A 24,077-nucleotide genomic window follows, 5' to 3' on the forward strand; every position below is an offset into this window, starting at 1 on the left:
ATTGACTGTTTCTAATATTGAATATAAGACATGTTACAAATTTACACAATTCGTACTCAATAAATATTTATATGTCATGGACGTGATCGCTATTATAGAAAAATATTATAAGAAAGATTCTGATTTATACAAGATACTGATCAGACACAGCAAAGAGGTAATGAACAAAGCCCTGGAGATCGCAAAGAAACACCCAGAACTAAATGCTGATATTGAGTTTATAAAGGAAGCCGCCATGCTTCATGATATAGGTATTTTCCTTACCAACGCTCCTTCTATCGAGTGTAATGGAATAGCTCCGTATGTGTGTCATGGATACTTGGGACGTGAGTTATTAGATGCCCAAGGATATCACCGTCATGCATTGGTTTGTGAAAGACATACAGGCGTGGGCATTTCTCTCGAAGAAATAAAAGCAGAGAACCTGCCTTTACCGCACCGCAATATGCAACCAATGAGCATTGAGGAAAAGATTATTTGTTTTGCCGATTGTTTTTATTCAAAGACAAACCTGGGAGTAGAAAAGTCAATAGACAAAATAAGAAAAGGCCTAGAAAAGCATGGGACAAACTCCGTTAAAATATTTGATGAATGGAGTCTTGCTTTTTTATAAAAGAGAAATCATTTTTCAGCCAGATACATAGAGCAAACACCAAGCGTATAAGTCTTGTATATTGCTTTTCGGAAACCATTTTTCAATAGGGTCTCTGTCATATCTTTTCCCTGAATAAAAGCTTCAATAGATTTTGGCAAATAAGAGTAGGCTGTTTTATCTTTTGAGATCAATCGCCCAACTGTAGGTATAAATAATCTAGAATACAACCAATATGCCTGCTTCATGGGAAAATGTTGGGGAGTACTAAGTTCTAGAATCATTAACTGACCTCCCGGCTTAAGAACTCGTAGTATTTCTTTCAATCCCTTGTCTAAACCTTCGAAGTTACGAACACCAAAAGCCACAATTGCTGCATCAAACGAATTATCTTCAATCCTCAAAGCCATACAATCTTGCTTCTCGAAACTGATTTTATCAGACAAACCCGCTTTCGCTACTTTTTGACGCCCAACATTCATCATGCCTTCAGATATATCGATTCCCAGTATATGCTGAGGAGATAATATATCATAAGCCTGTATAGCAAGGTCTCCTGTACCGGTGGCGATATCCAATATATGTTGAGGGTTATTCTTTTTAAGCATAGACAAACCCTTCTTACGCCAGCCTATATCTATGCCCATGGACATTGTATGGTTTAGGGTATCATAGTTTTCGGCGATGGAGTCGAACATCCGTTCTACCTGTGCTCCCTTATTCTCAGTAGAGGAATAAGGTACTACTTTTTCGGCTTTATAGCTCATTATCTTTTATGGAATATAATTGAAGTAGACTTCAGTTGAAGATCAAGCATTCTTGAGATAGAAGAAAGTATCTTCATCTTGAATTTCCTGTATTTTAGTTCTGTTCCCCTCTGCAATAATTCTGAATGGATCGGTTGAGTTATCAACCAAAAGCCAATAATCGGAGATAGGAATAAATAGCGAAAATAAGTTTCGCATTCCTGCAAAGTAGCGTCTTACTACGACATCATCAGGAACATGATGCCCTCCAAAACGCACACGCTGCTCTACCCTTTTTATTGCCAATTCTGGCGATTCGAGCCAAAAGTATATAAGTGTTACAAAATAACCCTCGGCTTGCGCCCGTCTGATAAAGTTGACGTACGACTTAGTTGCCAATGTTGTCTCTATAGCAAAGTCTTCCTGAAGACGCATCATTTCGTTCATGCGCATAAGCATGATACGACCCGCTTCAATAGCGACTTTCTCCGGCTGAAATGGAGACAATCCTTTGGCTATTTCATCGGCGTTGATAAACTCTTTACAATCGAGCATTTCAGGAAACATGGCGTATGATGCGGTTGTTTTTCCCGCACCATTACAGCCAGCTATAATATAGAGATTTGGCATCCGTTTCTATCCTCTCTTTTTTAGATATCTGCTAATGTTTTCTTCGATACGTTCTGAAACATTGCTTACATCGGCTTTTATAAACGGTTCTCCAACTATCTTCTCGTATAGTTCGATATAACGTTCCGATACACTATTGCAATATTCCTCTGTCATCTCCGGAACAGTCTGTCCTTCTTTACCTTGGAATCCGCTATCCATTAACCATTTGCGAACAAATTCTTTAGATAGTTGTCGTTGTTCTTCTCCCTTTTCAAACAGATCTTGATAAGTATCAGCGTAAAAATAGCGAGAAGAGTCTGGTGTATGAATTTCATCTATCAAGTAAATCTTTCCATCTTTTTTACCGAATTCATATTTTGTATCTACAAGAATCAGTTTTTTTTGCGCAGCCATTTCTGTACCGCGTTGGAAGAGTGCGTAAGTATATTTTTCAAGTTGCTCGTATTCTTCTCTACTTACTAATCCTTGTGCAATTATCTCTTCTTTAGATATATTTTCATCATGACCTTCATCTGCCTTTGTTGTAGGAGTAATGATCGGGGTAGGAAATTTTTGATTCTCTTTCATCCCCTCAGGAAGTGACACTCCACAAAGAGTTCTTGCTCCTGCTTTATATTCACGCCAAGCACTACCGGTCAGATAGCCACGAATTACCATTTCTACTTTGTACGGCTCGCAACGCAACCCTGTTGTTACCATAGGATCAGGTGTTGCCAATTTCCAGTTAGGAACAATATCGGCTGTAGCATCCAGAAATTTCGCAGCAATTTGATTCAGCACTTGCCCTTTGTATGGGATACCTTTTGGTAACACAACATCAAAAGCCGAAATACGGTCTGTTGCAATCATCACTAATAGGTCGTTACCTACAGAATATACATCCCTTACTTTTCCATGATAGACATTTGTTTGCCCATTAAAATGGAAATTGGTATTAACTAGAGTACTCTTCATTTGATTTAATTTTTAATTTCCATGTTTATAACATATAAACGCCAAAGCCGTTCATTTTCCTGAGTATATTTATTTCTTTATATTCTTATCTTTTCATTAGAATATCTTTATCACTTTGTTTATCAACGACAAACAAATTCCGGATTACTCTCTCCAAAGGTAATAGAACTATGTTAAAAAAACAATGGCAAAAGAAAGAATAAGAGACTTTTTGTAAGAATTAATAAAATTTCAATTTATCGTTTTTTCTTCTTTCAAATTTATATTCTTTACACTTCTTTTTTAGAATTTATACCCTAACGATAAACATACTCCCTTATTTTTAAATCCTCTATCATTGAGAAGAGAACTCAATTTAGTGTCTTTACGACTAATATTTGTGAGACCATATTCAAAATCAAATCCTATAGTATATTTCTCAAATTCAAGTCCTGAACCAAACCTTATGCCAATATCTAATTTTTTAAATCCATTTTCTCCAAATGAATCTTGGCTAGTATCAACATCTTCACCTTCGGCTTGCTTATGAGTTATCTTTAGCCTTGTTTTACCTCCTATGCCGTAGGCGAAATAAGGTCCGCCATGAAAATACAGACTAACATTTTCCTCTATTTCAGGTTTATAAGCAATTAAAAAAGGCACCTCTACATATCTGAGTGTGAAGTTTTGCGTCCACTGCCTTACTCCCCCTTCCAAAACTTCGGAACCTTTGTATACTACGCCCTTTGTTGTAAGGCCGACTTCTGTTTGCAGATAAACGTTGTCTCTAAACTCATATTCAGCGGTCAATCCAATCTGATAGCCAGCATGTAATTTTTTGCTGATTTCCGGAGCGACACTTAGTACTCCACTATATAAATTACCTCCACCTCTTATTCCAAATCGGAAAGGGGGTTCATCCTGAGCAAACAAAGAAGTAAAATAAAGCAATAGAAAGATCGTTGAAAAAAGTCTTGTTGTAGTCATATAGTTTTTCTGATTATAAAGTTTTGATCAAAAAGATCGAGAGGTATTTAGGTACTAAGGATTAAATATACTATAATTTTATATCTACATTCTCAGCTTTACCTAATGTGTGTGTTGTATAATTATGAATCTTCCATTATATGAAAAAGTTCATGATAGCCTTTTCAATAATTCAAATAATATAAATATCTCTTTGTTAAGCAAATAATTGTCTTTAAATATAATAAACTATGGTTGCAACGTTTCTAATTCTTTCATCCACAAAGCCACAGAAGCATCACTTGGCATCCGCCAATCACCACGTGGGGACAAGTTTACTGACCCTACCTTCGGCCCATCAGGCAGACACGAACGCTTAAACTGCTGAGAGAAAAACCGCCAAAAGAAGGTTCTAAGCCATTTCAATATCTCCTGATTAGTATATTGCTCTGCAAAGGCATGCTTAGCTAGAAAATATATTTTTGAAGGAGGAAACCCAAATCTCAACACGTAATATAAGAAGAAGTCATGCAAGATATATGGCCCTACCACATCTTCTGTCTTTTGCAAGATCTCTCCGTTTTCATCCATAGGAAGCAGTTCGGGACTAACAGGTGTATCCATTACATCAAGAAGTATAGCTTTAGACGACTCATCCATATGTGTATCAGCAATCCATCCTACTAGGGTGCGAACAAGTGTTTTCGGAATACCCGTATTCACTGCATACATCGACATATGATCACCGTTATAGGTGCACCATCCTAATGCCAATTCCGAGAGGTCTCCCGTTCCTATCACAAGCCCATTTACTTTATTCGCATAATCCATCAGGATTTGTGTTCGCTCGCGAGCCTGAGAGTTTTCGTAAGTTATGTCATGGGTATTTACATCATGTTCAATATCCTTGAAATGCTGAATTACGGCATCTTTTATAGATATTTCTTTAATCGTTGTTCCTAACGACTGCATCAACTTAATTGCATTCGTATAAGTACGATCGGTAGTCCCAAAGCCTGGCATTGTGATACCGATTATATTCTCTCGGGATATATTCAGTTTGTCAAATGTTTTGGCTAAAACAAGCAATGCCAATGTAGAATCAAGACCACCCGAAACACCAATTACTGCCTTTTGAATATTCGTATGCAGCATCCTTTTGGCTAAGCCGCTAACTTGTATTGAGAATATTTCGTCGCAACGTTCATTCAACGTCCCATCATTTGTTGGGACAAAAGGTGTAGGAGATACAAATCGCCTCAGTGCGTATTTTTTTATATCTGCTTTTTTATCCTTACCCAATTTATCTGAAATAGATTTTGATATAAGGTTTTTAGACACAAAAACGTCTCTAAACTCAATACCTTTTATAGCTGTATATTCGGACAAGGAAAATGATTTATTCTTCAATCGATCAATACGTAACCGATCAATATCTATATCTGCAACAGTAACTTTACTATCAAAAGAGAAACGTTCTCCCTCAGTCAAAATCGAACCATTCTCTGCAATCATACTACTCCCGGCAAAAATTATATCGGTAGTAGACTCCCCGTTACCCGAGGCAGCATATACATATCCGGAAATACAACGTGCCGATTGTTGGCTAACGAGAGATTTTCGATAAAGATGTTTACCTGTAGTTTCGTTACTCGCCGAAAGATTAAAAATGACCTCTGCGCCATTGAGACAAGAAATACTTGATGGCGGTATCGGAGTCCATAAATCTTCACAAACATCAATCGAGAAATTAAACAATTCCGTTTTAAAGATAAGATCAACTCCCACAGGAACAGAACGGTTACATAAGGTAATTGTTTTTTCTTTTAATTCTTCGGATGATGAAAACCATCGTTTTTCGTAAAACTCATTATAGTTAGGCAAGAACGTTTTAGGAACAGCCCCCATAACTCGTCCGCCACTAACTACTACCGCCATATTATAAAGTCGATTGGATACGGCTATAGGCAAACCTACCAACGCCACAATAGACAGATTGCCGGTAGCATCACAGATACGATTGAGCGATTTCAAGGCTTCTTCAAGCAACAAACTTTGTAGAAAGAGGTCTCCGCAAGTATATGCCGTAATGGATAGTTCAGGAAAAACTATTGCCGAAATGTTATCTTCTTCAGCCTTATTTATGAGTTTTATGATTTCGTCAGTGTTGTAATCGCAGTCTGCTACTTTCAAAGCCGGAGAAGCTGCTGCCACCCTTACAAATCCGTGATTATTCATACAAATATTATATTTTTACAAACTTACAAAAGTTTTTTATTAATCACTTATTATAAAACATATTTAGCCTGCATACTATTTTCTCTTTAACTTTTTTGATGCATCAAAAATTATTTACCTTTGTGTAATCCTAAAAAAGCAAATACTATGGACTTTAATATTGACATAACACAAATTCTGAGCGCATTCGTTGTGCTTTTCGTACTAATCGATGTATCCGGATCAATTCCTATATTTCTTGGTTTCAAAGGAGAGGGCAGAGATATAAACCCGCTGCAAGCTGCAATCTACTCTTTTATAATAATGACAGCTTTCTTATTTGTGGGCAAATGGGTACTTAACATGTTCAATGTAGAAGTATCATCTTTTGCCGTTGCAGGAGCATTAGTCATATTTATCATCTCGATAGAAATGATATTTGGAGTCGAAATATTTAAGAATGATGCACCGGGAGGATCAAAGACTCTTGTTCCGATTGTATTCCCTTTAATAGCCGGTCCGGGAACGTTTACAGTACTGCTATCCATGCGTGCAGATTATGATGTATCGAATATAATTATTGCCTTATTTCTTAACATGATAATTGTATTTCTTGTACTCAGGTATCTGAAGGTAGTAGAAAAGCTGCTGGGATTAGGTGGAGTATATGTGTTGCGTAAATTCTTTGGAGTCATCGTAATGGCAATATCAGTAAGCCTGTTTACCTCAAACATAAATACCCTGATAGAAAGCCTCAGCGGTAAATAACACATGAGCTGGAAGGATTATCTATATATCCATAAGGGAGATAGGATAGCAATCATATTATTACTAATCCTTATCGTTATCTCGGGTGGAATATACATTCTCGTTTCCATTCAGAAAGAGAATGATAAAACCATCTGTCCCGAATCAGAAAGAGAATTTGAAGCATTTATAGAAAAACTAAAAGACACGGATTCAACAAACTCCTATCCACAAGAAAATCATATACAGAAAGACAGCACACATTACACTGAATATGCTCATCAGGAGAAGTTAAAAACCGGTGAAACAATAGAGATAAATAGTTCCGACACTACTGATCTAAAGAAGATACCCGGCATAGGGAGTGCTTTTTCCAACAGGATAGTAAAATACCGCAATCTACTGGGTGGATACAACAATCTGAATCAGTTGAAGGAAGTATGGGGGATGGACGATGATCTATTCAACAAAATCATACCATATCTGAAAATCACGCACAATACTAAAAAGATACAAGTCAACACAGCCTCTTTTGAAGAGTTGAATAAACACCCATATATCAAATACAAACGAGCCAAAATCATCATAGATATACGAGAGCGAAAAGGCAAAATAGAGTCTATGGACAGATTGTCTTTACTCGAAGAATTTACAGAAGCCGATATAAAAAGGCTAACACCCTATTTGTCTTTTGATTAAAACAAAAAAAACAGTAAGAAATCTTACTGCCTTCACTAAATAAATATAATAAGCCAAAACTTATTTCACTATTACCTTTTGGGCAACCTTTCCGGCTTTCAATATATATATGCCTTTAGGAAGTTCGATATTGCACACACCCAGATATGTTCTTAGGTTTATGCTTCTTACCTTTACACCCAATATACTATAAACTTCAAGATAGCCGGTCGTTGGAATATTTTCCATTGTAACTTTAGAGATACCATTGATCACAACCTCCAAAGTCATCGTATTATCTTGCTGTTCACCGGCAGTACGAAATGGGTCTGAAGGAAACTCCGCCCTAGCCGAATTGGCTGATAAAGAGAGCCCTGCAAACAACGCAATGAATAATATTTTTCTAATTCCTGCCATTAATCATACTCCTAATAAACGCAAATATAGATATTAAAGCTTATAAAAGAATAAAATAGAATAAAAAAAACCTTGTTTTTACAATTTTTCACGTAACCCTTCGTTAGCAAGAATTGTATTCGGAAAAACTTTCCTTGCTTCATCCAGCAAAATCTGATTATCAGGATATCGTGCCGAGAAATGACCAATCATCATTTTTTTTACATTTGCCAGCTTTGCTATCTGTGCAGCCTGAGAGGCAGTAGAGTGCCCTGTGGCCTTGGCTCTTGCAGCATCTTCGTCTACAAAGGTAGCCTCATGATAAAGCAAGTCAACCCCCTCTATAATAGGCACTATCTTTTCATTGTAAGCTGTATCTGAACAATAAGCATAAGAACGTGCAGGCTCGGAAGGAATTGTCAGATGCGAGTTAGGAATAACCTTACCCTCTTCTGTTATAAAATCAGCACCCTTCTTTATATTAGCCAATTCCCGAATGGGGATATTATGAAACTTTATCATCTCGGGAATCAAGTGCGCTTCCTTTTGCTTCTCCCGAAAAAGAAATCCGGCACATGGGACACGATGCTTCAAAGGAATTGTAGTCACCGAAACAGAACGATCATCATATATTAGCTCACTCTTTTTAGGGTCGAAAGTTTCTATCTTCACCTGGAAAGGATTATCCTTACAGAAGAAGTCAATCTCGGGTCGCAATATTTCTTCCAGTCCGGCTACGGAATATATCGTAATATCACCCGTACGCCCAAGCAGCCCTAATGTAGAGATCAGCCCGATAAGACCAAAACAATGGTCGCCATGCAGATGGGATATAAAAATACTATTAAGCCTCCCAAAACGCAGTTTGCTTCTTCTAAACTGCAACTGTGTACCCTCCCCGCAGTCTATCATAAAGAGCTTATCCCTTATGTTCAACACTTGCGATGAAGGATTATGCAGAGTAGTTGGAGTAGCCGAGCCACAGCCTAGTATATCGAGTTCAAACTTCTCCATTATTCGATATGTATAAGCTTATGAACTTGTAAGCTCAGCTTCCACTGTGAGTTCAACTTTATTTGTTCTACGCAATAGTCTACATTCTCCAAGTTGATTTTGTCTGCATCAAAAATCGGACTTAAAAAATAATTGTCGGCCTTTGGAAAAATAGAAGTATCAGGAATTGTATCTCCTACTTTAACAGGAATTCTTATTTCGTTTACTACAGGAATCCTGCTTTTTATCGTTTCATAGTCTTGCTTGGGACTACATGTAATATAATCGATCAAGGATGGCACAAGGCGCGTACCATTTGTCTCTATTGCTTGTTTATAGCCGTGCTTCCTGAAAACAGCAAGATATTCATCTTTGAGCTGGATAGTCGGTTCTCCTCCTGTCCATATAATCCACTTACAAGGATACTGTTTTATCTCTTCCAGTATTTCATCTATAGTCATCACATCGCCGTCGGCAAAGTCGGTATCACAAAAGCTGCAAGCAAGATTACACTTTGTAAGCCTTATAAATATAGAAGCCTCTCCGCTACGCCCCCCTTCTCCCTGCAAGGAGTAGAATATCTCATTTACTATCAGCTTCATATATTGCGGTTGTTTTTGGTGTTTCAGAAACTTCTACAGCGTACAGCTCAGGAATATCCGCCACAAATGTATCATACAGATATCGGGCAATATTTTCTGCCGTAGGATTAAAGGACAAAACATCATTTAAGTGCCTATGGTCGAGTTTCTCGTCAATATATTTCTTTACACTGTCTAGTTCTCTATAATCTTTTATAAAGCCTACTTGATTCAATTCCTTTGACTTCAAATGCACGGTAATAACATAGTTATGCCCGTGTAATCGGGAACAAGGATGCTCCTGAGGGAGTCCCTCAAGAATATGTGAGGCCGAAAAAGAGAACTGTTTGCTTATTTTGTACATGTACCTTATTCTAAATTTATTAAATACTAAAAAGTGACAAAAGTAACACCTTTTTCGTTGATTTCATTTGTTGCCTTTTTTATCAAAATTACAAATAACCTTTCAAGAGACTCCCCTCATATCCACATTTCTATTAATAGATAATTATTAGAAAGAAATGTATCTGTTCGAGTCAATTTCTATTCGAGGTATTTATTTCAGCTTTTTGCAAAAACATCGACTAGTATCAACATTTTCATATTGATCATAATTAGGTATTTGCATATAGCCGCTTTTCTCATAAAGTCTTATCGCATCGGAGAGCTTATAACTGGTTTCGAGAATACATATTGAATACCCCAACTCTAAAGCCCAAACTTCCAATTCCTTCAAGACATTTGAAGCAATACTCTTGCCGCGACATTCGGGTCTTACAAACATTCGTTTTACTTCCATCGTGTCCTCCGAGTACTTTTTGATTGCTCCGCACCCGACAACTATTCCTTCCGAATAAGCAAGAACGACATTTTTTATAGCTTCCACACCGTTATACTGACTGCATATCGTATGAGCCTCCCTATCCATTGCGTCTAGTTCCGCATCGAGATATGGTATAAGCTCGATAAAATCTTTATTAGACGAATCAGTTCTGGTTATTGTCATTTACTTATCAGTTATTTCAAGAAATCATCAAAATAGCGAGTTATATGCTCATGCAGATGCACTCTATCACGCCCTATCATATTGTGACCATGCCCCGGATAGATGAAGAAGTCGGGGTGCGTTCCTTTCTTTATTGCAGAATTTAGGAATTGCAGACTTTGTTGCATCACTACTGTCGGGTCTTCGTCTCCATGTATAAGCATCAAGCGTCCTTTCAGATCTCCCGCACGTGTTACCATACTCGTTTCTTTATATCCTTCAGGATTTTCCTGTGGACTATCCATATATCGTTCGCCGTACATCACTTCGTAATACTTCCAATCGGTAACAGGCCCTCCGGCTACACCTACCTTGAAAGTCTCAGGGTGACGAAGCATCAGATTGAGAGTCATAAATCCACCGAAACTCCATCCATGAACGCCTATTCTTTCAGTATCTACGTAAGGCAAAGATTTCAAGTATTCAACACCTGTCATCTGATCTTGAGTCTCTATAACACCAAGTCTTCGATGTGTGATATTCTCAAAATCTATCCCTCTATAGCTTGTACCTCTGTTATCAATTGTAAAAACAATATATCCCTTTTCGGCCATATACAGATCCCAACCTCTAGCCTGACCAAGCCATGAGTTATCTACCAATTGCGAATGCGGACCTCCATAGACATAAACTATTACAGGGTATTTTTTGTTCGGATCAAAGTTCAGAGGCTTAACAATTCGATAATACAAATCAGTACTATTATCGTTGGCTTTCAACGAACCTAACGTAATTTCAGGCAACTCCACATTCTTGTAAGGATTCTTTGCTGTATGGAAGATATAGGTTTTATTTGTTTTTGTCTCCGTAACGCCTGCTTTACCCGGATTATTTTGTGAAGTATAAATATCACATACGTATTTTCCCGAAGCACTCAGCATGGCATTGTGCACACCTTCTTCTTTCGACAGTTTTTCTCTCTTCCCAGTTTTCAGGTTAAGCTTATAAATATGCCTTTCTATCGGGCTTTCTTCCGTTGACACGAAAAACAGAGCTTCTCCTTTTTCGTCAAATCCGAGTACAGAAGTGACATCCCAATTTCCCGTAGTGATTTGCTTCAGCAACTTGCCACTAATATCGTACAGATACAAATGATTGTGCCCATCACGTTCACTTTGCCAAATAAATTTATTCGGATCATTTTTCAAAAACAGAACAGGATTTTCTGGTTCTACATATTTCGGATGAGTCTCTGTAAATAATGTCGTCTGCAGTTTTCCGGTCAAAGCGTCGTAGCTTCTTAGCACACATGTATCCTGCCCTCTGTTTACTTCTGCTATATAAACACTTTTTTCATCGGGATTCCAAGATATATTTGTCAGATATTTTTCTTTCGGAGTACCTGTTTTAAGGAATACTGTTTCCTGAGTTGCAGGGTTAAAAACGCCGACTGTGACATGATGGCTTTTCATTCCTGCCATCGGATATTTTATATTTTTCAGTTGAGCAATACGAGTCGAAACATCAACCAAAGGATAATCTGTCACCATTGTTTCGTCCATACGGTAAAAAGCCAGAAGGTTCCCTTTAGGAGACCAAAAAGTGCCTTTATTTATTCCAAATTCATTTCTATGGACAGATTGTCCGTTTACAATACCCTTGTCAGTATCGGTTGTGACATCATACTTTTTCCCGTCAGGAGTTTGTACAAAAAGATTATTCTCTATCGTGTATGCCAAATTGTTACTTTTATCTGACAGGTCGTGGTTCTCCATTTTTTCTGTAGAAGAAAAAGTTCCTGCCAACTTCTTATTTACAAAATCGTACAAATAGATCTTTTCGGGAGAAACGATCATCAAATTGTTTGACGTTGCAGAAACAAACTGAACGTAAGTTAAACTCTTAACGCTCTCTCCTTCGCCCAAACCACTATTGGCATTAATATCCTTAACTGTAAGTAAAACCTGAGCTGTTTCCTTTTCCGTATTAGGCGCTATCATAATAGAATCCCCCTTAACGTAGGTAAGTTTATCACCAGCCCAACTTACCCGGCGAGGCATTTCGGCACGATACTTGCTGTACGTTTTACCTCCCGGAATAAGGTCTTCGAGAGATAAAGGAATTTCTTGACTATAAGATTTCATAGGAAACAATATGCTTATAAGAAGAAAAAAAAGAGAACCGAATGATTTCATACAATATCAATTTGTTTTTTTACGAGCAAAGATAATGATTTTAAATGTTTTCGTTTCTTACAAAGAGCATATAACAGTATACCAGATAAGGGAAAGAAAAGACAATAACAAGAAAAAGATCAAGGGTTAAAGATCAAATATTCTGAATATAAACGACTCTTTTTCAGTCCAAATCTATTTTAACAGAAAGAAATAAGTTCATCAGCCTTGCTTAAATTAGTTTTTTTTAGAACAATTTTATTTTTTTAAACGTTTAAATAATAAATAGTATCTTTACACGTTCAAAATATCAAGGGGAAGATATATAACTTAACAAAATCAGGAAGAATGTCTATCTATAATGCATTACGCTACATAGGAATCGTTACACTTTGCGCTACAGTAATGATATCCTGTGACAAAAAAGCGACATCGAAATATGAGATATCCGGAAAACTGGAGAATCTTACAGGGAATTATTTCCTAATGTCTCATGAAGTCGGCGACTCCGTTGTTATAGATACAATTCCGATAAATGCAAAAGGAGAATTTTCGTTCAAAGGAGCAGTTGACACCCTTACAGAAATGTCCCTTTATTTCAATCAGAATACAAAAAGCACCTACATACTTGTAAACAAAGGATGGGATGTAGAGCTCAAAGGAGATGCATTATACCCCGACTTGATAAACGTGAAGGGCGGTGATGTGAATGATGACCTCACAACATTTAAGAATCAAAACAAAGAGTTGCTAAAGAATCGGGCGGATATCTTGATTGCTGCCGACAGAAAAAACTCAGACAACAATGATACCCTCAAAGTTAAAGACTACGTAGTAGAATTGAAGAATATAAACTTCGAATTATCTAACATTGCGGCTAACTATATAAAAACAAATCCTGAGAAGATAGCAAGCGTGATGTTAATTAACACGTTTTTCAAAGACGAATCATCTATTCCCCGCCTCGATGAAAACCTCGCTTTAATAAAAGGAAAAGCGGTTGACTTCCAACTGACAGCCGACCTAAAACAATTTAGAGATAAAGTAAAACGATCATCGATCGGAGCAATAGCACCGGTTTTCAACCTGAAAGATGCAAATGAAAAAAATGTACAGCTGTCCGACTTTAAAGGGAAATATGTGCTATTAACATTTGCTTCTACAACTTGTGAAGTGTGCAAGTTAGAAAAAAAGGATGCTGTAAAGGTTTATAACGAATTGAAGAAACAGAAAAAGAATATCGAATTCATATCCATAATCAAAGATATAGAAGATGAACCGATATCAAAGAGTTTCACAGATTCTGTAAAATGGACGATCATACCCGTAAAAGGCGGATGGTCTGCAAAGGAATTCGATACTTATTATATACGCGAGATACCATACAATGTACTTATATCGCCTTCGGGTAATATAACCGACAGAGATTTCCCCGTTACCGCTTTAATAAAAAAGATGGATGAGCTGGTTGATTCCGGCAAATAGTCGTTAACACTTAAGGATTCCTTTTTTTTCCTTATATTTGTGTAGTACTAATAAAAGTACAACTTTACTACTATATACAATATAATAGATGTTAGTCAAAATTTTTGGAGCTGCTGTTCAAGGAATAGAGGCTACACTTATCACCATAGAAGTTAACTGCTCGAAGGGAATTAAGTTCATGCTGGTTGGGCTACCTGATGCATCAGTGAAGGAGAGTCATGAACGTATTATTTCGGCCTTGCAAGTAAACGGATACAAATTCCCAAGACAACAAGTCGTCATAAACATGTCTCCTGCCGACATACGCAAGGAAGGCACAGCTTACGATCTGCCTTTAGCTATCGGAATATTAGCGGCATCAGACAGTGTGAAGCCGGACAAACTTGAAGAATACATAATAATGGGAGAACTTTCTCTCGATGGCAGCATACTCCCCATTAAAGGTGTTTTACCGATAGCCATAATGGCTCGAACAATGGGATTTAAAGGGATTATATTGCCGAATAAGAATGCACGGGAGGCAGCAGTTGTAAATAACCTTGAGGTATACGGTGTAGACAACATCAAAGAGGTAGTAAACTTCTTTAATGGAGATTACGATCTGGAAAAAACAATCGTAGATACTCGCACCGAGTTCTATAATGCCCAACAGCTATTCGATTTCGACTTCTCGGACGTAAAAGGACAAGAAAACGTAAAGCGAGCATTGGAAGTTGCCGCAGCAGGAGGTCACAACCTCATTATGATCGGTCCTCCCGGTGCAGGGAAATCGATGATGGCTAAACGAATGCCTTCCATCCTACCACCATTCACCCTGCATGAAGCCCTTGAAACAACAAAGATACACAGCGTAGCCGGAAAAATAGGCACAGAAACAGCACTGATGGCTCAACGTCCGTTTCGCAGTCCACATCATACAATTTCTGATGTAGCACTGGTTGGAGGCGGGGCATATCCTCAGCCGGGAGAAATAAGTTTGGCTCACAACGGAGTATTATTTCTTGACGAATTGCCCGAGTTCAGCCGGAGTGTGCTCGAAGTAATGAGACAGCCGCTTGAAGATAGAAGAATAACCATATCACGCTCAAAGTTTACAGTGGAGTATCCTGCAAGCTTTATGCTGATTTCTTCGATGAATCCGTGCCCATGCGGGTACTATAATCATCCCGAAAAAGAATGTGTTTGCCCCAATGGAGCAGTGCAAAAGTATCTGAATAAGATATCGGGGCCATTACTCGACCGGGTAGATATTCATATAGAAATAGTACCTGTTCCATTTGAAAAAATATCGGATAAAACACCTGCTGAGGCAAGCAACCTTATTCGAGAGCGAGTAATTGTTGCTAGAGAACACCAAAGTAAACGCTTCGAGAATGAAGAAGGTATCTACTGCAATGCTCAGATGACACCCAAAATGCTCGCTAAATATGCTTCACCCGATAACGAGGGATTACAATTATTAAAAACAGCAATGGATCGATTCAATTTATCAGCAAGAGCATACGATCGGATACTAAAAGTGTCTCGAACCATTGCGGATCTGGATAATTCTGAAAAAATTCATTCAAAACATTTGGCAGAAGCAATAAATTACCGAAATTTGGATAGGGAAACGTGGGCGAGTAAAAAATAAATTAATAAATAAGTAATACTAAAAATCTAGATCATGACTTTTACCGAATTAAGTAATTCCATTTTTGTGCAAGTAATAAATGATTACCATAAGGCAGATCATGTTGATACTCCAATAAACAACCCGTTTGAAGAAAAAACTATCGAGTATTTCCTGTACCTCAAAAATTGGATTGATACAGTTCAATGGCATCTGGAAGACATTATTCGCGACCCTGAAATAAACCCAACAGAAGCTTTAAAAATAAAGAGAAGAATAGATAAGTCGAATCAGGACAGAACTGACTTGGTTGAATTAATCGACAGCTATTTCCTTGATAAATATAAAGACATAAAGATACAACCAAATGCCCGTATCAATACAGAAAGCCCGGCATGGGCTATCGACCGTTTATCGATACTTGCTCTCAAAATATATCACATGCAGCAAGAGGTAGATAGAAAAGATTCGGATGCAAATCATCACGAACAGGTTTCTAAAAAATTAGATATACTGTTAGCCCAGCGTGAAGATTTATCCACAGCTATTGAAGAATTATTAGAGGACATAGAAGCAGGAAACAAGTATATGAAGGTATACAAGCAAATGAAAATGTATAACGACCCTGCTCTTAATCCTGTTTTATATGGAAAAGAATCAAAATAACCTAACACTAATTTTGCAATTATGGCTAAAGTATTAGTAATCCGCACTTCCTCGTTTGGGGATGTTGCAATTCTTGTACCTGTCATTTTTTCTGTTGCAGCAAAGTACCCCCAAGACCGTTTTTCGGTAATGACGCGTAAAGCTTTTGCCCCTCTATTCGAAAACTTAGGCTTCAACATTAATGTTATTCCGGTAGACGTTACCGGCAGACACAAGGGCATAGTAGGAATGTTTAGAATAATCAGGAGGGTTGCAACTCTTGGTTTTTCTCATGTTGCCGACGAGCATGATGTTCTGAGATCTAAAGCCATCCGTTTCTTTATGAAAATGACAGGACGTAAAGTGGCTTATATAGACAAAGGGCGTAAAGAAAAAAGAGAAATGATTGCTAATAAGAACTTACAGCCCCCTTTAAAAAGTACTATCGAACGATATCAAAAAGTATTTGACGATTTGGGATTTCCTGCTCCCATGATTTTTACGAATGTATTACAGTTTATACCCAAAGACTTTTCTAGCCTAAGGGCTATAGCTACCGAAAAAACGGGGAAATGGGTGGGAATTGCTCCTTTTTCTAAGCATAAGGGCAAAATATACCCTCTGGAAAAAATGGAAAAAGTGATTGACAAACTATCCAAAGAAGGGAATATTACTATATTTCTGTTCGGTGCAGGGAAAGAGGAAGATAGAGTTCTGTCTAAATGGGCTAAAATGTATCCAAATACAGTAAATACAATGGGAAAATTAAATCTGGAAAGAGAGCTTATGCTCATATCATATCTGGATGTAATGCTCTCAATGGATTCTGCAAATATGCATCTGGCTTCTCTTGTTCAGGTTCCCGTAATATCAATCTGGGGTGCAACACACCCGTCGTTAGGGTTTTATGGTTTCAATCAGGACTTAGACAATGCTATTCAAATAGATATTGAATGTAGACCCTGCTCGGTATATGGAGACCTACCCTGCCAACGAAAAGATTATGCTTGCTTAGAGAGAATTTCGGAAGATATGGTCGTATCCCGTATCCATAAAGAACTGAATAAAAAAGAATCATGAAAATAGCTATCCTATCACCATTTTTTCCCTACAGAGGCGGAATTGCCCAATTTAGCGAATTGCTCTACAGAGGGCTATCGGGAAACAATGAGGTGAAGGCATTTTCATTTACAACATTATACCCTAATTTTCTATTCCCGGGAAAAAGCCAGTATGTTCCGGACAATGAATATTCGGATATAGAAAGCTGTCGTACGCTGAATAGTATAAACCCTTTCAGCTATATAAAAACAGCAAAGGAAATAAATAAATATAAGCCTAACATACTGATCATCTCCTATTGGATGTCATTTATGGTGCCTGCCTACAGCTCTGTTTGCCTGATGCTAAACAAGCAGATAAAAATAGTGGCACTTGTACATAATGCGATTCCTCACGAAAAACGAGTTATAGATAAGCCTCTTACAAAACTATTTTTCAATAGATGTGATGCTTTCATCGTATTAAGTGAAACAGTAAGGAAAGATGTATTATCGCTTTGCAAAGGGGCAAATATATTTTTACATCCGCATCCGATATATGATAATTATGGCGAAACGATAGAAAAAGAGCGAGCTTGCGATAAACTGGGAATAAGAAGTGACAAAAAGAATCTTTTATTTTTTGGTCTCATCCGAGAATATAAAGGCCTCGACTTACTTATAGAAGCAATGGACTATCTTGACGATAGCTTCCAACTTATCATATCAGGAGAAAGCTATGGCGATTTTGAAAAGTATAAAAAACTTATCGAGAAGTCTCGATTAAAGGATAATATAAAAGTATTCGAGCAATATATTCCGGATAATATGGTCGCCACTTTTTTCTCGGCAGCAGATGTTTTAGTATTACCTTATCGGTCTGCTACACAAAGTGGGGTTACTGCGATTGCCATACAGATGGAACTCCCTATAATAGCGACAAATGTGGGAGAACTAGGAAATAGTGTAAAAGATGCTCAAATTGGGGTAGTAGCACCGACTGCAACCAATACAGACATTGCCGAAGCTGTATTGGAATTCTTTTCGGATGAAAAAAAGATCTCTATTTATAGGGAAAAAATTAAAGAAGAGAAGAAACGATTATCCTGGAAAAGCTTCATCCAATTTACCGAATCTTCTTTATCCCGCTTGTAACATCTGCCTTCTAGTGCACTCCTAAAAATCCAAATGAATTTTCCTCGGCTCGTTATAGGCAAGAATGATTATTGAGTTTCATAATCCTGTTTGCGTTTAAAATAAGTATCCTACTGAAATATACATATTTCTTGTTCTGGCTTTTCCATCATTATATCCGGGTGCAAAATTTCTCAATCCGCGATCGTATCCTATAGCCAAAACATATCTGTCGTATTCGGCATTAATACCGCCTCCTAATCCCCAGTCAAATTTTCCGACACCAATACCGAAGAAGTCTTCTTTTTTTCTAAACTCCTTATCGTCATAGACATATGTCCAATTCGTTTTGCCACCTAAGCCATATGCAATAAAAGGTCCTGCATGAAACATCAAACGAAAATCCCTGTTTATAGGCCAAAGGTAACCTACATGAAGCGGTATTTGTAAATAAGCAGGCTTATCGTTATTAATAAAATAGTGACCCGGAGCATCTGATGTCGCCTCTACATATTTTTTGCCTTTAGAACCTTTTACTGTGTATTCCATACCCGTTATCAAATACATTTTATCTGATAATCTGAAATCTACCGTCATGCCTATATTGAAGCCAACTTTGGCATAACTGTCCAGCTCACCTCTTGGCACTCCATCTTGTCCGGAAAGGTTTATCCCGGCTCTTACTCCTACAATCGCTACATTATCTTGTGCATTTCCGGCTGTTACTAGCAAAAGCATTACAGCTAATAGTTTTGTTGTTTTGTAAATTGCATTCATTATTATAACACATTATGTTAAGATTTTGTCAAAATAGTCAATCGTTTTAATCAACCCATCCCTCAGTTGCACCTTCGGTTCCCAGCTTAGCTTTTCTTTTGCTAAAGTTATATCGGGTCTTCTCTGTTTAGGATCATCACTAGGTAAAGGCATAAATATCAGTTTCGACTTTGAACCTGTAAGTTCGAGAATAAGGGTTGCAAGTTCAAGCATTGTAAACTCTCCCGGATTTCCTGTATTTACAGGACCAATAAAAGAGTCGTCGGTCGCCATCATTCGGGTCATCGCTTCAACAAGATCATCTACATACTGAAAGCTTCTGGTCTGAGTCCCATCACCATATATCGTAATGTCTTCTCCCTTGAGTGCTTGCACAATAAAATTAGATACAACCCTCCCATCATTGGGATTCATATGAGGTCCGTAAGTATTAAATATGCGTACAATCTTTATTCTCACTCCATTCTGACGGTGATAGTCCATAAATAAGGTCTCGGCACAACGCTTTCCTTCATCATAGCAAGAACGTATACCTATCGGATTTACATTCCCCCAATAAGATTCGGGCTGAGGGTGTACATTGGGGTCGCCATACACCTCACTTGTAGAAGCTTGCAGCACCTTCGCTTTAAGCCGTTTTGCCAAACCAAGCATATTGATGGCGCCTACTACAGACGTTTTTATTGTTTTTATCGCATTGTACTGATAATGTACAGGAGAAGCAGGACAAGCCAAATTGTATATCTCATCCACATCTGCATGAAAAGGATGAACTATATCATGTCTGATTAATTCAAAATATGGATTATCTAAAAGGTGTATGATATTATCTTTTGAGCCTGTAAAATAATTATCTAAGCATAAAACTTCATTCCCATCTTTCAAAAGTCTTTCACAAAGATGTGAACCAATAAATCCCGCACCACCGGTGACCAATATCTTTTTGCGATTCATTATTTTACAGAAATAGCTGTTATTTAATTTATTCTAAAACACAAAGAAACAAAAAAACTTGACGAATATAGTTTTTTTATTGAAAGAAAAACTACCTAAAGTACAGTTTTGCAATAGTTTGAATTTATCAGATTCTATTTATGAATTTGATCAGCAAGTTTTCTTATTATTTTATAAAGTTATACGTATCTAGAGTATATTTACTCCTATTTACCGGATACTATTTTTTTTATCTCATTCAGTTTATTTAGAGCCTCCATTGGTGTCAGATTGTTTACATCGAGTGATTTAATTTCATCTCTTACCTGGCTGAGAACAGGGTCATCAAGTTGGAAAAAGCTTAGCTGATACCCTTCTCTGTTTTCTTTAATATCTTTAATCGGTTTCGATATACCTTGTTTGCGATTATCCGATTCCAATTGCTTTAATATAGAATTCGCCCTTTTAACAATGCTTTGAGGCATTCCCGCCATCTTAGCCACATGTATACCAAAGCTATGTTCACTTCCTCCGGGAACAAGTTTACGGAGGAATATAACTTTATTATCTATTTCTTTAACCGAAACGTTGAAGTTCTTTATCCGCTTAAAAGATTTTTCCATCTCGTTCAGCTCATGATAGTGCGTTGCGAACAAGGTTTTTGCTCTTGCCTTAGGATGTTCGTGAATATATTCTACAATAGCCCATGCAATAGAAATACCGTCATAGGTACTTGTTCCACGCCCCAATTCATCAAACAAAACAAGACTCTTAGGTGATAAGTTATTCAAAATATCAGAAGCCTCGTTCATCTCTACCATAAACGTAGATTCACCTACAGAGATGTTGTCAGAAGCTCCTACACGAGTAAATATCTTATCCACCAATCCTATTTGAGCCGATTCGGCAGGGACAAAACTTCCGGCCTGTGCCATCAGTGTAATAAGTGCAGTTTGACGAAGCAATGCCGACTTACCCGCCATATTAGGCCCGGTAATAATTATTATCTGCTGCTTGTTACTATCCAGAGATACATCATTGGCAATATAACTTTCCCCAAGCGGTAATTGCTTCTCTATTACAGGATGACGACCGTTCTTTATCTTTAAAACATCCGTATCATTTATCTCGGGACGGATATATTTATTCTCTTTTGCAACTTTGGAGAAAGAAAGTAAACAATCGGTCTGAGCAATAAGGCTTGCATTTGCCTGTATTGCCGGTATATACTCTACAATGCTAAGAACAAGCTCATTGAATAGGTTAGATTCCAAGGCCTGAATTTTTTCTTCAGCTCCCAGTATCTTCTCTTCATACTCTTTCAGCTCCTGAGTAATGTAACGCTCTGCATTTACCAACGTTTGTTTGCGTATCCAGCTTTCAGGGACTTTATCTTTGTGAGTATTTCTGACCTCGATATAGTAGCCAAATACGTTATTAAAACTAATCTTCAGGGATGATATGCCTGTAACTTCAGTTTCCCGTTGCTGTATCTTTAATAAATAATCTTTTCCGGAGTAGGCTATATCTCGAAGTTCGTCCAGTTCGGGATTTACTCCTTTTCTTATTATATTTCCTTTATTAATCAAAGAAGGGGGATCGGGTTGCACTTCTTTTTCGATACGATCATGTATCACCGGACAAGGGTTGAGCCTTTCTCCTATTTCTCTCAGGCTTGGCTCGTCCGAAGCCAAAAATGCATTTCGTATCGGTTCTATCGCTTTCAATGCCACCTTGAGTTGAACGATTTCGCGCGGAGAAACTCTGTTTACGGCAACCTTAGATATAATCCGTTCCAAGTCTCCGATCAACGCAAGCTGTTCTTCGAGCAAAGTTTTCAGTTCGATATCCTTAAAGAAGTATTCTACAACGGATAAGCGGCTATTGATAGGTTTTACATCTTTGAGCGGGAATACAAGCCAACGGCGAAGCATACGTGCACCCATTGGAGAGACTGTCTTATCCAAGATATCTAACAGGCTTTTGCCTCCTTCATTCATCGTTGAGATAATTTCAAGGCTACGCACTGTAAACTTATCCAAACGTACATATTTATCCTCCTCTATACGAGAGAGAGATGTTATATGCCCTATCTGAGTATGTTGAGTAACATCTAGATAATGAAGAATTGTCCCTGCAGCAATAACTCCGTTTGTCAGATGCTCTACACCGAAACCTTTCAGATTGCGGGTTTCGAAATGCTTCAAAAGGCGACCTTTTGCTGTATCTTCGGTAAACACCCAATCGTCGAGCTCGAAAATAAAAAAACGAGAGCCAAACGACTCTTCAAACATTTTTTTCTTACTTCTCTCTAAGAGCACCTCTTTAGGAGAAAAGTTTGTAAGTAGTTTATCTATATATTCTTTTGTACCCTCTGCAACGAGAAATTCTCCGGTAGAAATATCCAAAAAAGAAACTCCACAGGTGTTCTTTGCAAAGTGAATGGCACAAAGGAAATTATTCTCTTTATGATTTAGTATATTATCATTAATAGAGACCCCGGGGGTAACAAGCTCGGTAATACCTCTCTTTACAAGGGTCTTCGTTTGCTTAGGGTCTTCCAATTGGTCACAAATAGCGACACGCCTTCCGGCACGTACCAACTTTGGCAAATATGTATCCAATGCATGGTGTGGAAATCCTGCCAATTCTACAAACTGAGCAGTACCGTTTCCTCTACGCGTAAGCGTGATTCCCAATATCTCGGCAGCATCGATAGCGTCATCCGAAAATGTTTCGTAAAAGTCTCCTACTCTGAACAATAATATAGCATCAGGATGCTTGCTCTTGATCTCAAAATATTGTTTCATCAGTGGGGTTTCAGCTACCTTTTTTGACACAGTATTTATATAGTTTAGATGTTTTTATGAATCAATTATAAGAAAACAAAGATAGAAAAAAATAAATGAAAGTGTGATGAATCTTTATTTTGGCTTCGAAAAACGGAGTTAAAACTTATTTGTTTTTTATCTTTCTAAATCCTCTTACGGTTTAATCGCTATCAGGTTCTGCATATCATTATTCATTTTATTTAACCACAGAAATATATTCTAAAGGAAAATATATATTATATTTGTAGCTGTTTTTAGAAAAAGAAAAAATGATGAAACGGTATATAAAGAAGTGGGTAGCTACTCATTCTTTGCAATTTATTTTAGGTATCTTTATCGTGGCAGTGAATACTTCCTGCTGCATAACAGGATATTGCCAGATAGATGAGAATCAGCAATATGCCGGATCGAAAGAAATAAACAAAGAAAAATAATATAAATAGAATGAGATTATTATTACTAGTATTGATCGCAGGAATCTCGCTTACAACTTATGCTCAAAACAGCAGTAGTAAGACAGAGGAACTTGCTAAAACAGAAAACAAAGTGAAAACAATACATTTAAACAAAATAGATTTTTTAAAGAAAGTGGCTAACTACGAAGCCAATCCGAACGAATGGAAATACTTAGGAGACAAACCCGCCTTAATAGACTTTTATGCAGACTGGTGTGGACCATGTAAGGCTGTAGCTCCTGTTTTGGAGGAATTAGCAAAAGAATATGATGGGGAAATATATATTTACAAAATAGATACGGAAGCAGAGCTTGAGTTATCTGCTCTATTTGGAATCAGAAGTATACCAAGCCTACTATTCATCCCGATGAACGGAACGCCACAGATGGCACAAGGTGCCCTCCCTAAAAATGCCCTAAAAGAAGCTATAGACAAAGTTTTGTTAGAAAAGGAATAAAAGACTTTTGTATATGACACAAAAAAGGACTTCAAATTGAAGTCCTTTTTTATATTTTGTCAATATC

The 24,077-nt window shown here is 37.5% G+C and carries 24 protein-coding genes; 10 read left to right on the forward strand and 14 right to left on the reverse strand.

Translation table 11 applies throughout. The features are described 5' to 3' along the window. Positions 1 to 76 precede the first annotated feature (76 nt). A complete protein-coding gene (locus tag QOX35_RS01115) occupies positions 77 to 613 on the forward strand; it encodes an HD domain-containing protein (protein ID WP_283685436.1) in 537 nt (178 codons plus the stop codon). Between the two features lie 8 nt (positions 614 to 621). Here QOX35_RS01115 and ubiE read toward each other — a convergent pair whose 3' ends face one another. The 5 genes from ubiE to QOX35_RS01140 form a co-directional block, all read right to left on the reverse strand. Then, positions 622 to 1,359, reverse strand: a complete 738-nt coding sequence (ubiE, locus tag QOX35_RS01120; RefSeq protein WP_283685437.1) for a bifunctional demethylmenaquinone methyltransferase/2-methoxy-6-polyprenyl-1,4-benzoquinol methylase UbiE — start codon at positions 1,357 to 1,359, stop codon at positions 622 to 624. 42 nt (positions 1,360 to 1,401) lie between these two features. Beyond that, entirely contained in the window at positions 1,402 to 1,968 is a 567-nt protein-coding gene (locus QOX35_RS01125; RefSeq protein WP_006841758.1) for an ATPase, read from the reverse strand. Between the two features lie 6 nt (positions 1,969 to 1,974). After that, the gene (locus QOX35_RS01130; protein WP_283685438.1) at positions 1,975 to 2,925 is read right to left on the reverse strand and encodes a phosphoribosylaminoimidazolesuccinocarboxamide synthase; all 951 of its coding nucleotides are present in this window, start codon (positions 2,923 to 2,925) and stop codon (positions 1,975 to 1,977) included. Between the two features lie 282 nt (positions 2,926 to 3,207). Then, positions 3,208 to 3,891, reverse strand: a complete 684-nt coding sequence (locus tag QOX35_RS01135) for a porin family protein (protein WP_283685439.1) — start codon at positions 3,889 to 3,891, stop codon at positions 3,208 to 3,210. 228 nt (positions 3,892 to 4,119) lie between these two features. After that, positions 4,120 to 6,108: an NAD(+) synthase gene (locus tag QOX35_RS01140; RefSeq protein WP_283685440.1), complete on the reverse strand. Its 1,989-nt coding sequence runs from the start codon at positions 6,106 to 6,108 to the stop codon at positions 4,120 to 4,122. A gap of 147 nt (positions 6,109 to 6,255) precedes the next feature. Between QOX35_RS01140 and QOX35_RS01145 the strand changes: the two genes are divergently transcribed. Together QOX35_RS01145 and QOX35_RS01150 are read left to right on the forward strand one after the other, a co-directional pair. After that, positions 6,256 to 6,855 carry a MarC family protein gene (locus QOX35_RS01145; RefSeq protein WP_252638010.1) on the forward strand — a complete coding sequence of 200 codons (600 nt, stop codon included), beginning with the start codon at positions 6,256 to 6,258 and terminating at the stop codon, positions 6,853 to 6,855. Between the two features lie 3 nt (positions 6,856 to 6,858). After that, positions 6,859 to 7,533 (forward strand): helix-hairpin-helix domain-containing protein, encoded by a 675-nt coding sequence (locus QOX35_RS01150; protein WP_283685441.1) that lies wholly within the window; start codon positions 6,859 to 6,861, stop codon positions 7,531 to 7,533. Positions 7,534 to 7,593: 60 nt separating this feature from the next. On the opposite strand, the gene QOX35_RS01155 is transcribed toward QOX35_RS01150, so the two are convergent. From QOX35_RS01155 to QOX35_RS01180, 6 genes are all read right to left on the reverse strand, one after another. Further along, positions 7,594 to 7,929 carry a T9SS type A sorting domain-containing protein gene (locus QOX35_RS01155; protein WP_283685442.1) on the reverse strand — a complete coding sequence of 112 codons (336 nt, stop codon included), beginning with the start codon at positions 7,927 to 7,929 and terminating at the stop codon, positions 7,594 to 7,596. 78 nt (positions 7,930 to 8,007) lie between these two features. After that, entirely contained in the window at positions 8,008 to 8,922 is a 915-nt protein-coding gene (locus QOX35_RS01160; protein WP_283685443.1) for a ribonuclease Z, read from the reverse strand. Beyond that, complete coding sequence (locus QOX35_RS01165) at positions 8,922 to 9,503, reverse strand: 7-carboxy-7-deazaguanine synthase QueE (protein ID WP_283685444.1); 582 nt, start codon at positions 9,501 to 9,503, stop codon at positions 8,922 to 8,924. Before QOX35_RS01165 ends, QOX35_RS01160 begins: the two co-directional genes overlap by 1 nt. Further along, positions 9,484 to 9,846: a 6-carboxytetrahydropterin synthase QueD gene (gene queD, locus QOX35_RS01170; protein WP_283685445.1), complete on the reverse strand. Its 363-nt coding sequence runs from the start codon at positions 9,844 to 9,846 to the stop codon at positions 9,484 to 9,486. Before queD ends, QOX35_RS01165 begins: the two co-directional genes overlap by 20 nt. 192 nt (positions 9,847 to 10,038) lie before the next feature. Continuing rightward, positions 10,039 to 10,488: a GNAT family N-acetyltransferase gene (locus QOX35_RS01175; RefSeq protein WP_283685446.1), complete on the reverse strand. Its 450-nt coding sequence runs from the start codon at positions 10,486 to 10,488 to the stop codon at positions 10,039 to 10,041. An 11-nt stretch (positions 10,489 to 10,499) separates the two neighbouring features. Beyond that, on the reverse strand, positions 10,500 to 12,662 hold the full coding sequence (locus tag QOX35_RS01180; protein ID WP_502846751.1) for a S9 family peptidase: 2,163 nt from the start codon (positions 12,660 to 12,662) through the stop codon (positions 10,500 to 10,502). A 327-nt stretch (positions 12,663 to 12,989) separates the two neighbouring features. Between QOX35_RS01180 and QOX35_RS01185 the strand changes: the two genes are divergently transcribed. The 5 genes from QOX35_RS01185 to QOX35_RS01205 all read left to right on the forward strand — a co-directional run bounded on the left by QOX35_RS01185 (position 12,990) and on the right by QOX35_RS01205 (position 18,578). Further along, on the forward strand, positions 12,990 to 14,126 hold the full coding sequence (locus QOX35_RS01185; protein ID WP_283685448.1) for a TlpA disulfide reductase family protein: 1,137 nt from the start codon (positions 12,990 to 12,992) through the stop codon (positions 14,124 to 14,126). An 88-nt stretch (positions 14,127 to 14,214) separates the two neighbouring features. Continuing rightward, a complete protein-coding gene (locus tag QOX35_RS01190) occupies positions 14,215 to 15,759 on the forward strand; it encodes a YifB family Mg chelatase-like AAA ATPase (protein ID WP_283685449.1) in 1,545 nt (514 codons plus the stop codon). A gap of 33 nt (positions 15,760 to 15,792) precedes the next feature. Beyond that, positions 15,793 to 16,404, forward strand: a complete 612-nt coding sequence (locus QOX35_RS01195) for a DUF4254 domain-containing protein (RefSeq protein ID WP_283685450.1) — start codon at positions 15,793 to 15,795, stop codon at positions 16,402 to 16,404. Between the two features lie 21 nt (positions 16,405 to 16,425). Further along, complete coding sequence (locus QOX35_RS01200; RefSeq protein ID WP_283685451.1) at positions 16,426 to 17,463, forward strand: glycosyltransferase family 9 protein; 1,038 nt, start codon at positions 16,426 to 16,428, stop codon at positions 17,461 to 17,463. Then, positions 17,460 to 18,578, forward strand: a complete 1,119-nt coding sequence (locus QOX35_RS01205; protein WP_283685452.1) for a glycosyltransferase — start codon at positions 17,460 to 17,462, stop codon at positions 18,576 to 18,578. The genes QOX35_RS01200 and QOX35_RS01205 overlap by 4 nt, the downstream gene beginning before the upstream one ends. A gap of 96 nt (positions 18,579 to 18,674) precedes the next feature. On the opposite strand, the gene QOX35_RS01210 is transcribed toward QOX35_RS01205, so the two are convergent. From QOX35_RS01210 to mutS, 3 genes are all read right to left on the reverse strand, one after another. Further along, positions 18,675 to 19,334 carry a porin family protein gene (locus tag QOX35_RS01210; RefSeq protein ID WP_283685453.1) on the reverse strand — a complete coding sequence of 220 codons (660 nt, stop codon included), beginning with the start codon at positions 19,332 to 19,334 and terminating at the stop codon, positions 18,675 to 18,677. A gap of 12 nt (positions 19,335 to 19,346) precedes the next feature. Beyond that, complete coding sequence (locus QOX35_RS01215; protein WP_135105468.1) at positions 19,347 to 20,288, reverse strand: UDP-glucuronic acid decarboxylase family protein; 942 nt, start codon at positions 20,286 to 20,288, stop codon at positions 19,347 to 19,349. 206 nt (positions 20,289 to 20,494) lie between these two features. Further along, the gene (gene mutS / locus QOX35_RS01220; protein ID WP_185146742.1) at positions 20,495 to 23,077 is read right to left on the reverse strand and encodes a DNA mismatch repair protein MutS; all 2,583 of its coding nucleotides are present in this window, start codon (positions 23,075 to 23,077) and stop codon (positions 20,495 to 20,497) included. Between the two features lie 290 nt (positions 23,078 to 23,367). On the opposite strand from mutS, the gene QOX35_RS01225 reads away from it, so the two are divergent. Together QOX35_RS01225 and trxA are read left to right on the forward strand one after the other, a co-directional pair. Then, the gene (locus QOX35_RS01225; protein WP_167755448.1) at positions 23,368 to 23,532 is read left to right on the forward strand and encodes a hypothetical protein; all 165 of its coding nucleotides are present in this window, start codon (positions 23,368 to 23,370) and stop codon (positions 23,530 to 23,532) included. A 10-nt stretch (positions 23,533 to 23,542) separates the two neighbouring features. Next, positions 23,543 to 24,010 (forward strand): thioredoxin, encoded by a 468-nt coding sequence (gene trxA, locus QOX35_RS01230; protein ID WP_283685454.1) that lies wholly within the window; start codon positions 23,543 to 23,545, stop codon positions 24,008 to 24,010. Positions 24,011 to 24,077: the final 67 nt, after the last annotated feature.

Source organism: Dysgonomonas sp. Marseille-Q5470 (assembly GCF_951230145.1).
Taxonomy (GTDB): Bacteria; Bacteroidota; Bacteroidia; order Bacteroidales; family Dysgonomonadaceae; genus Dysgonomonas.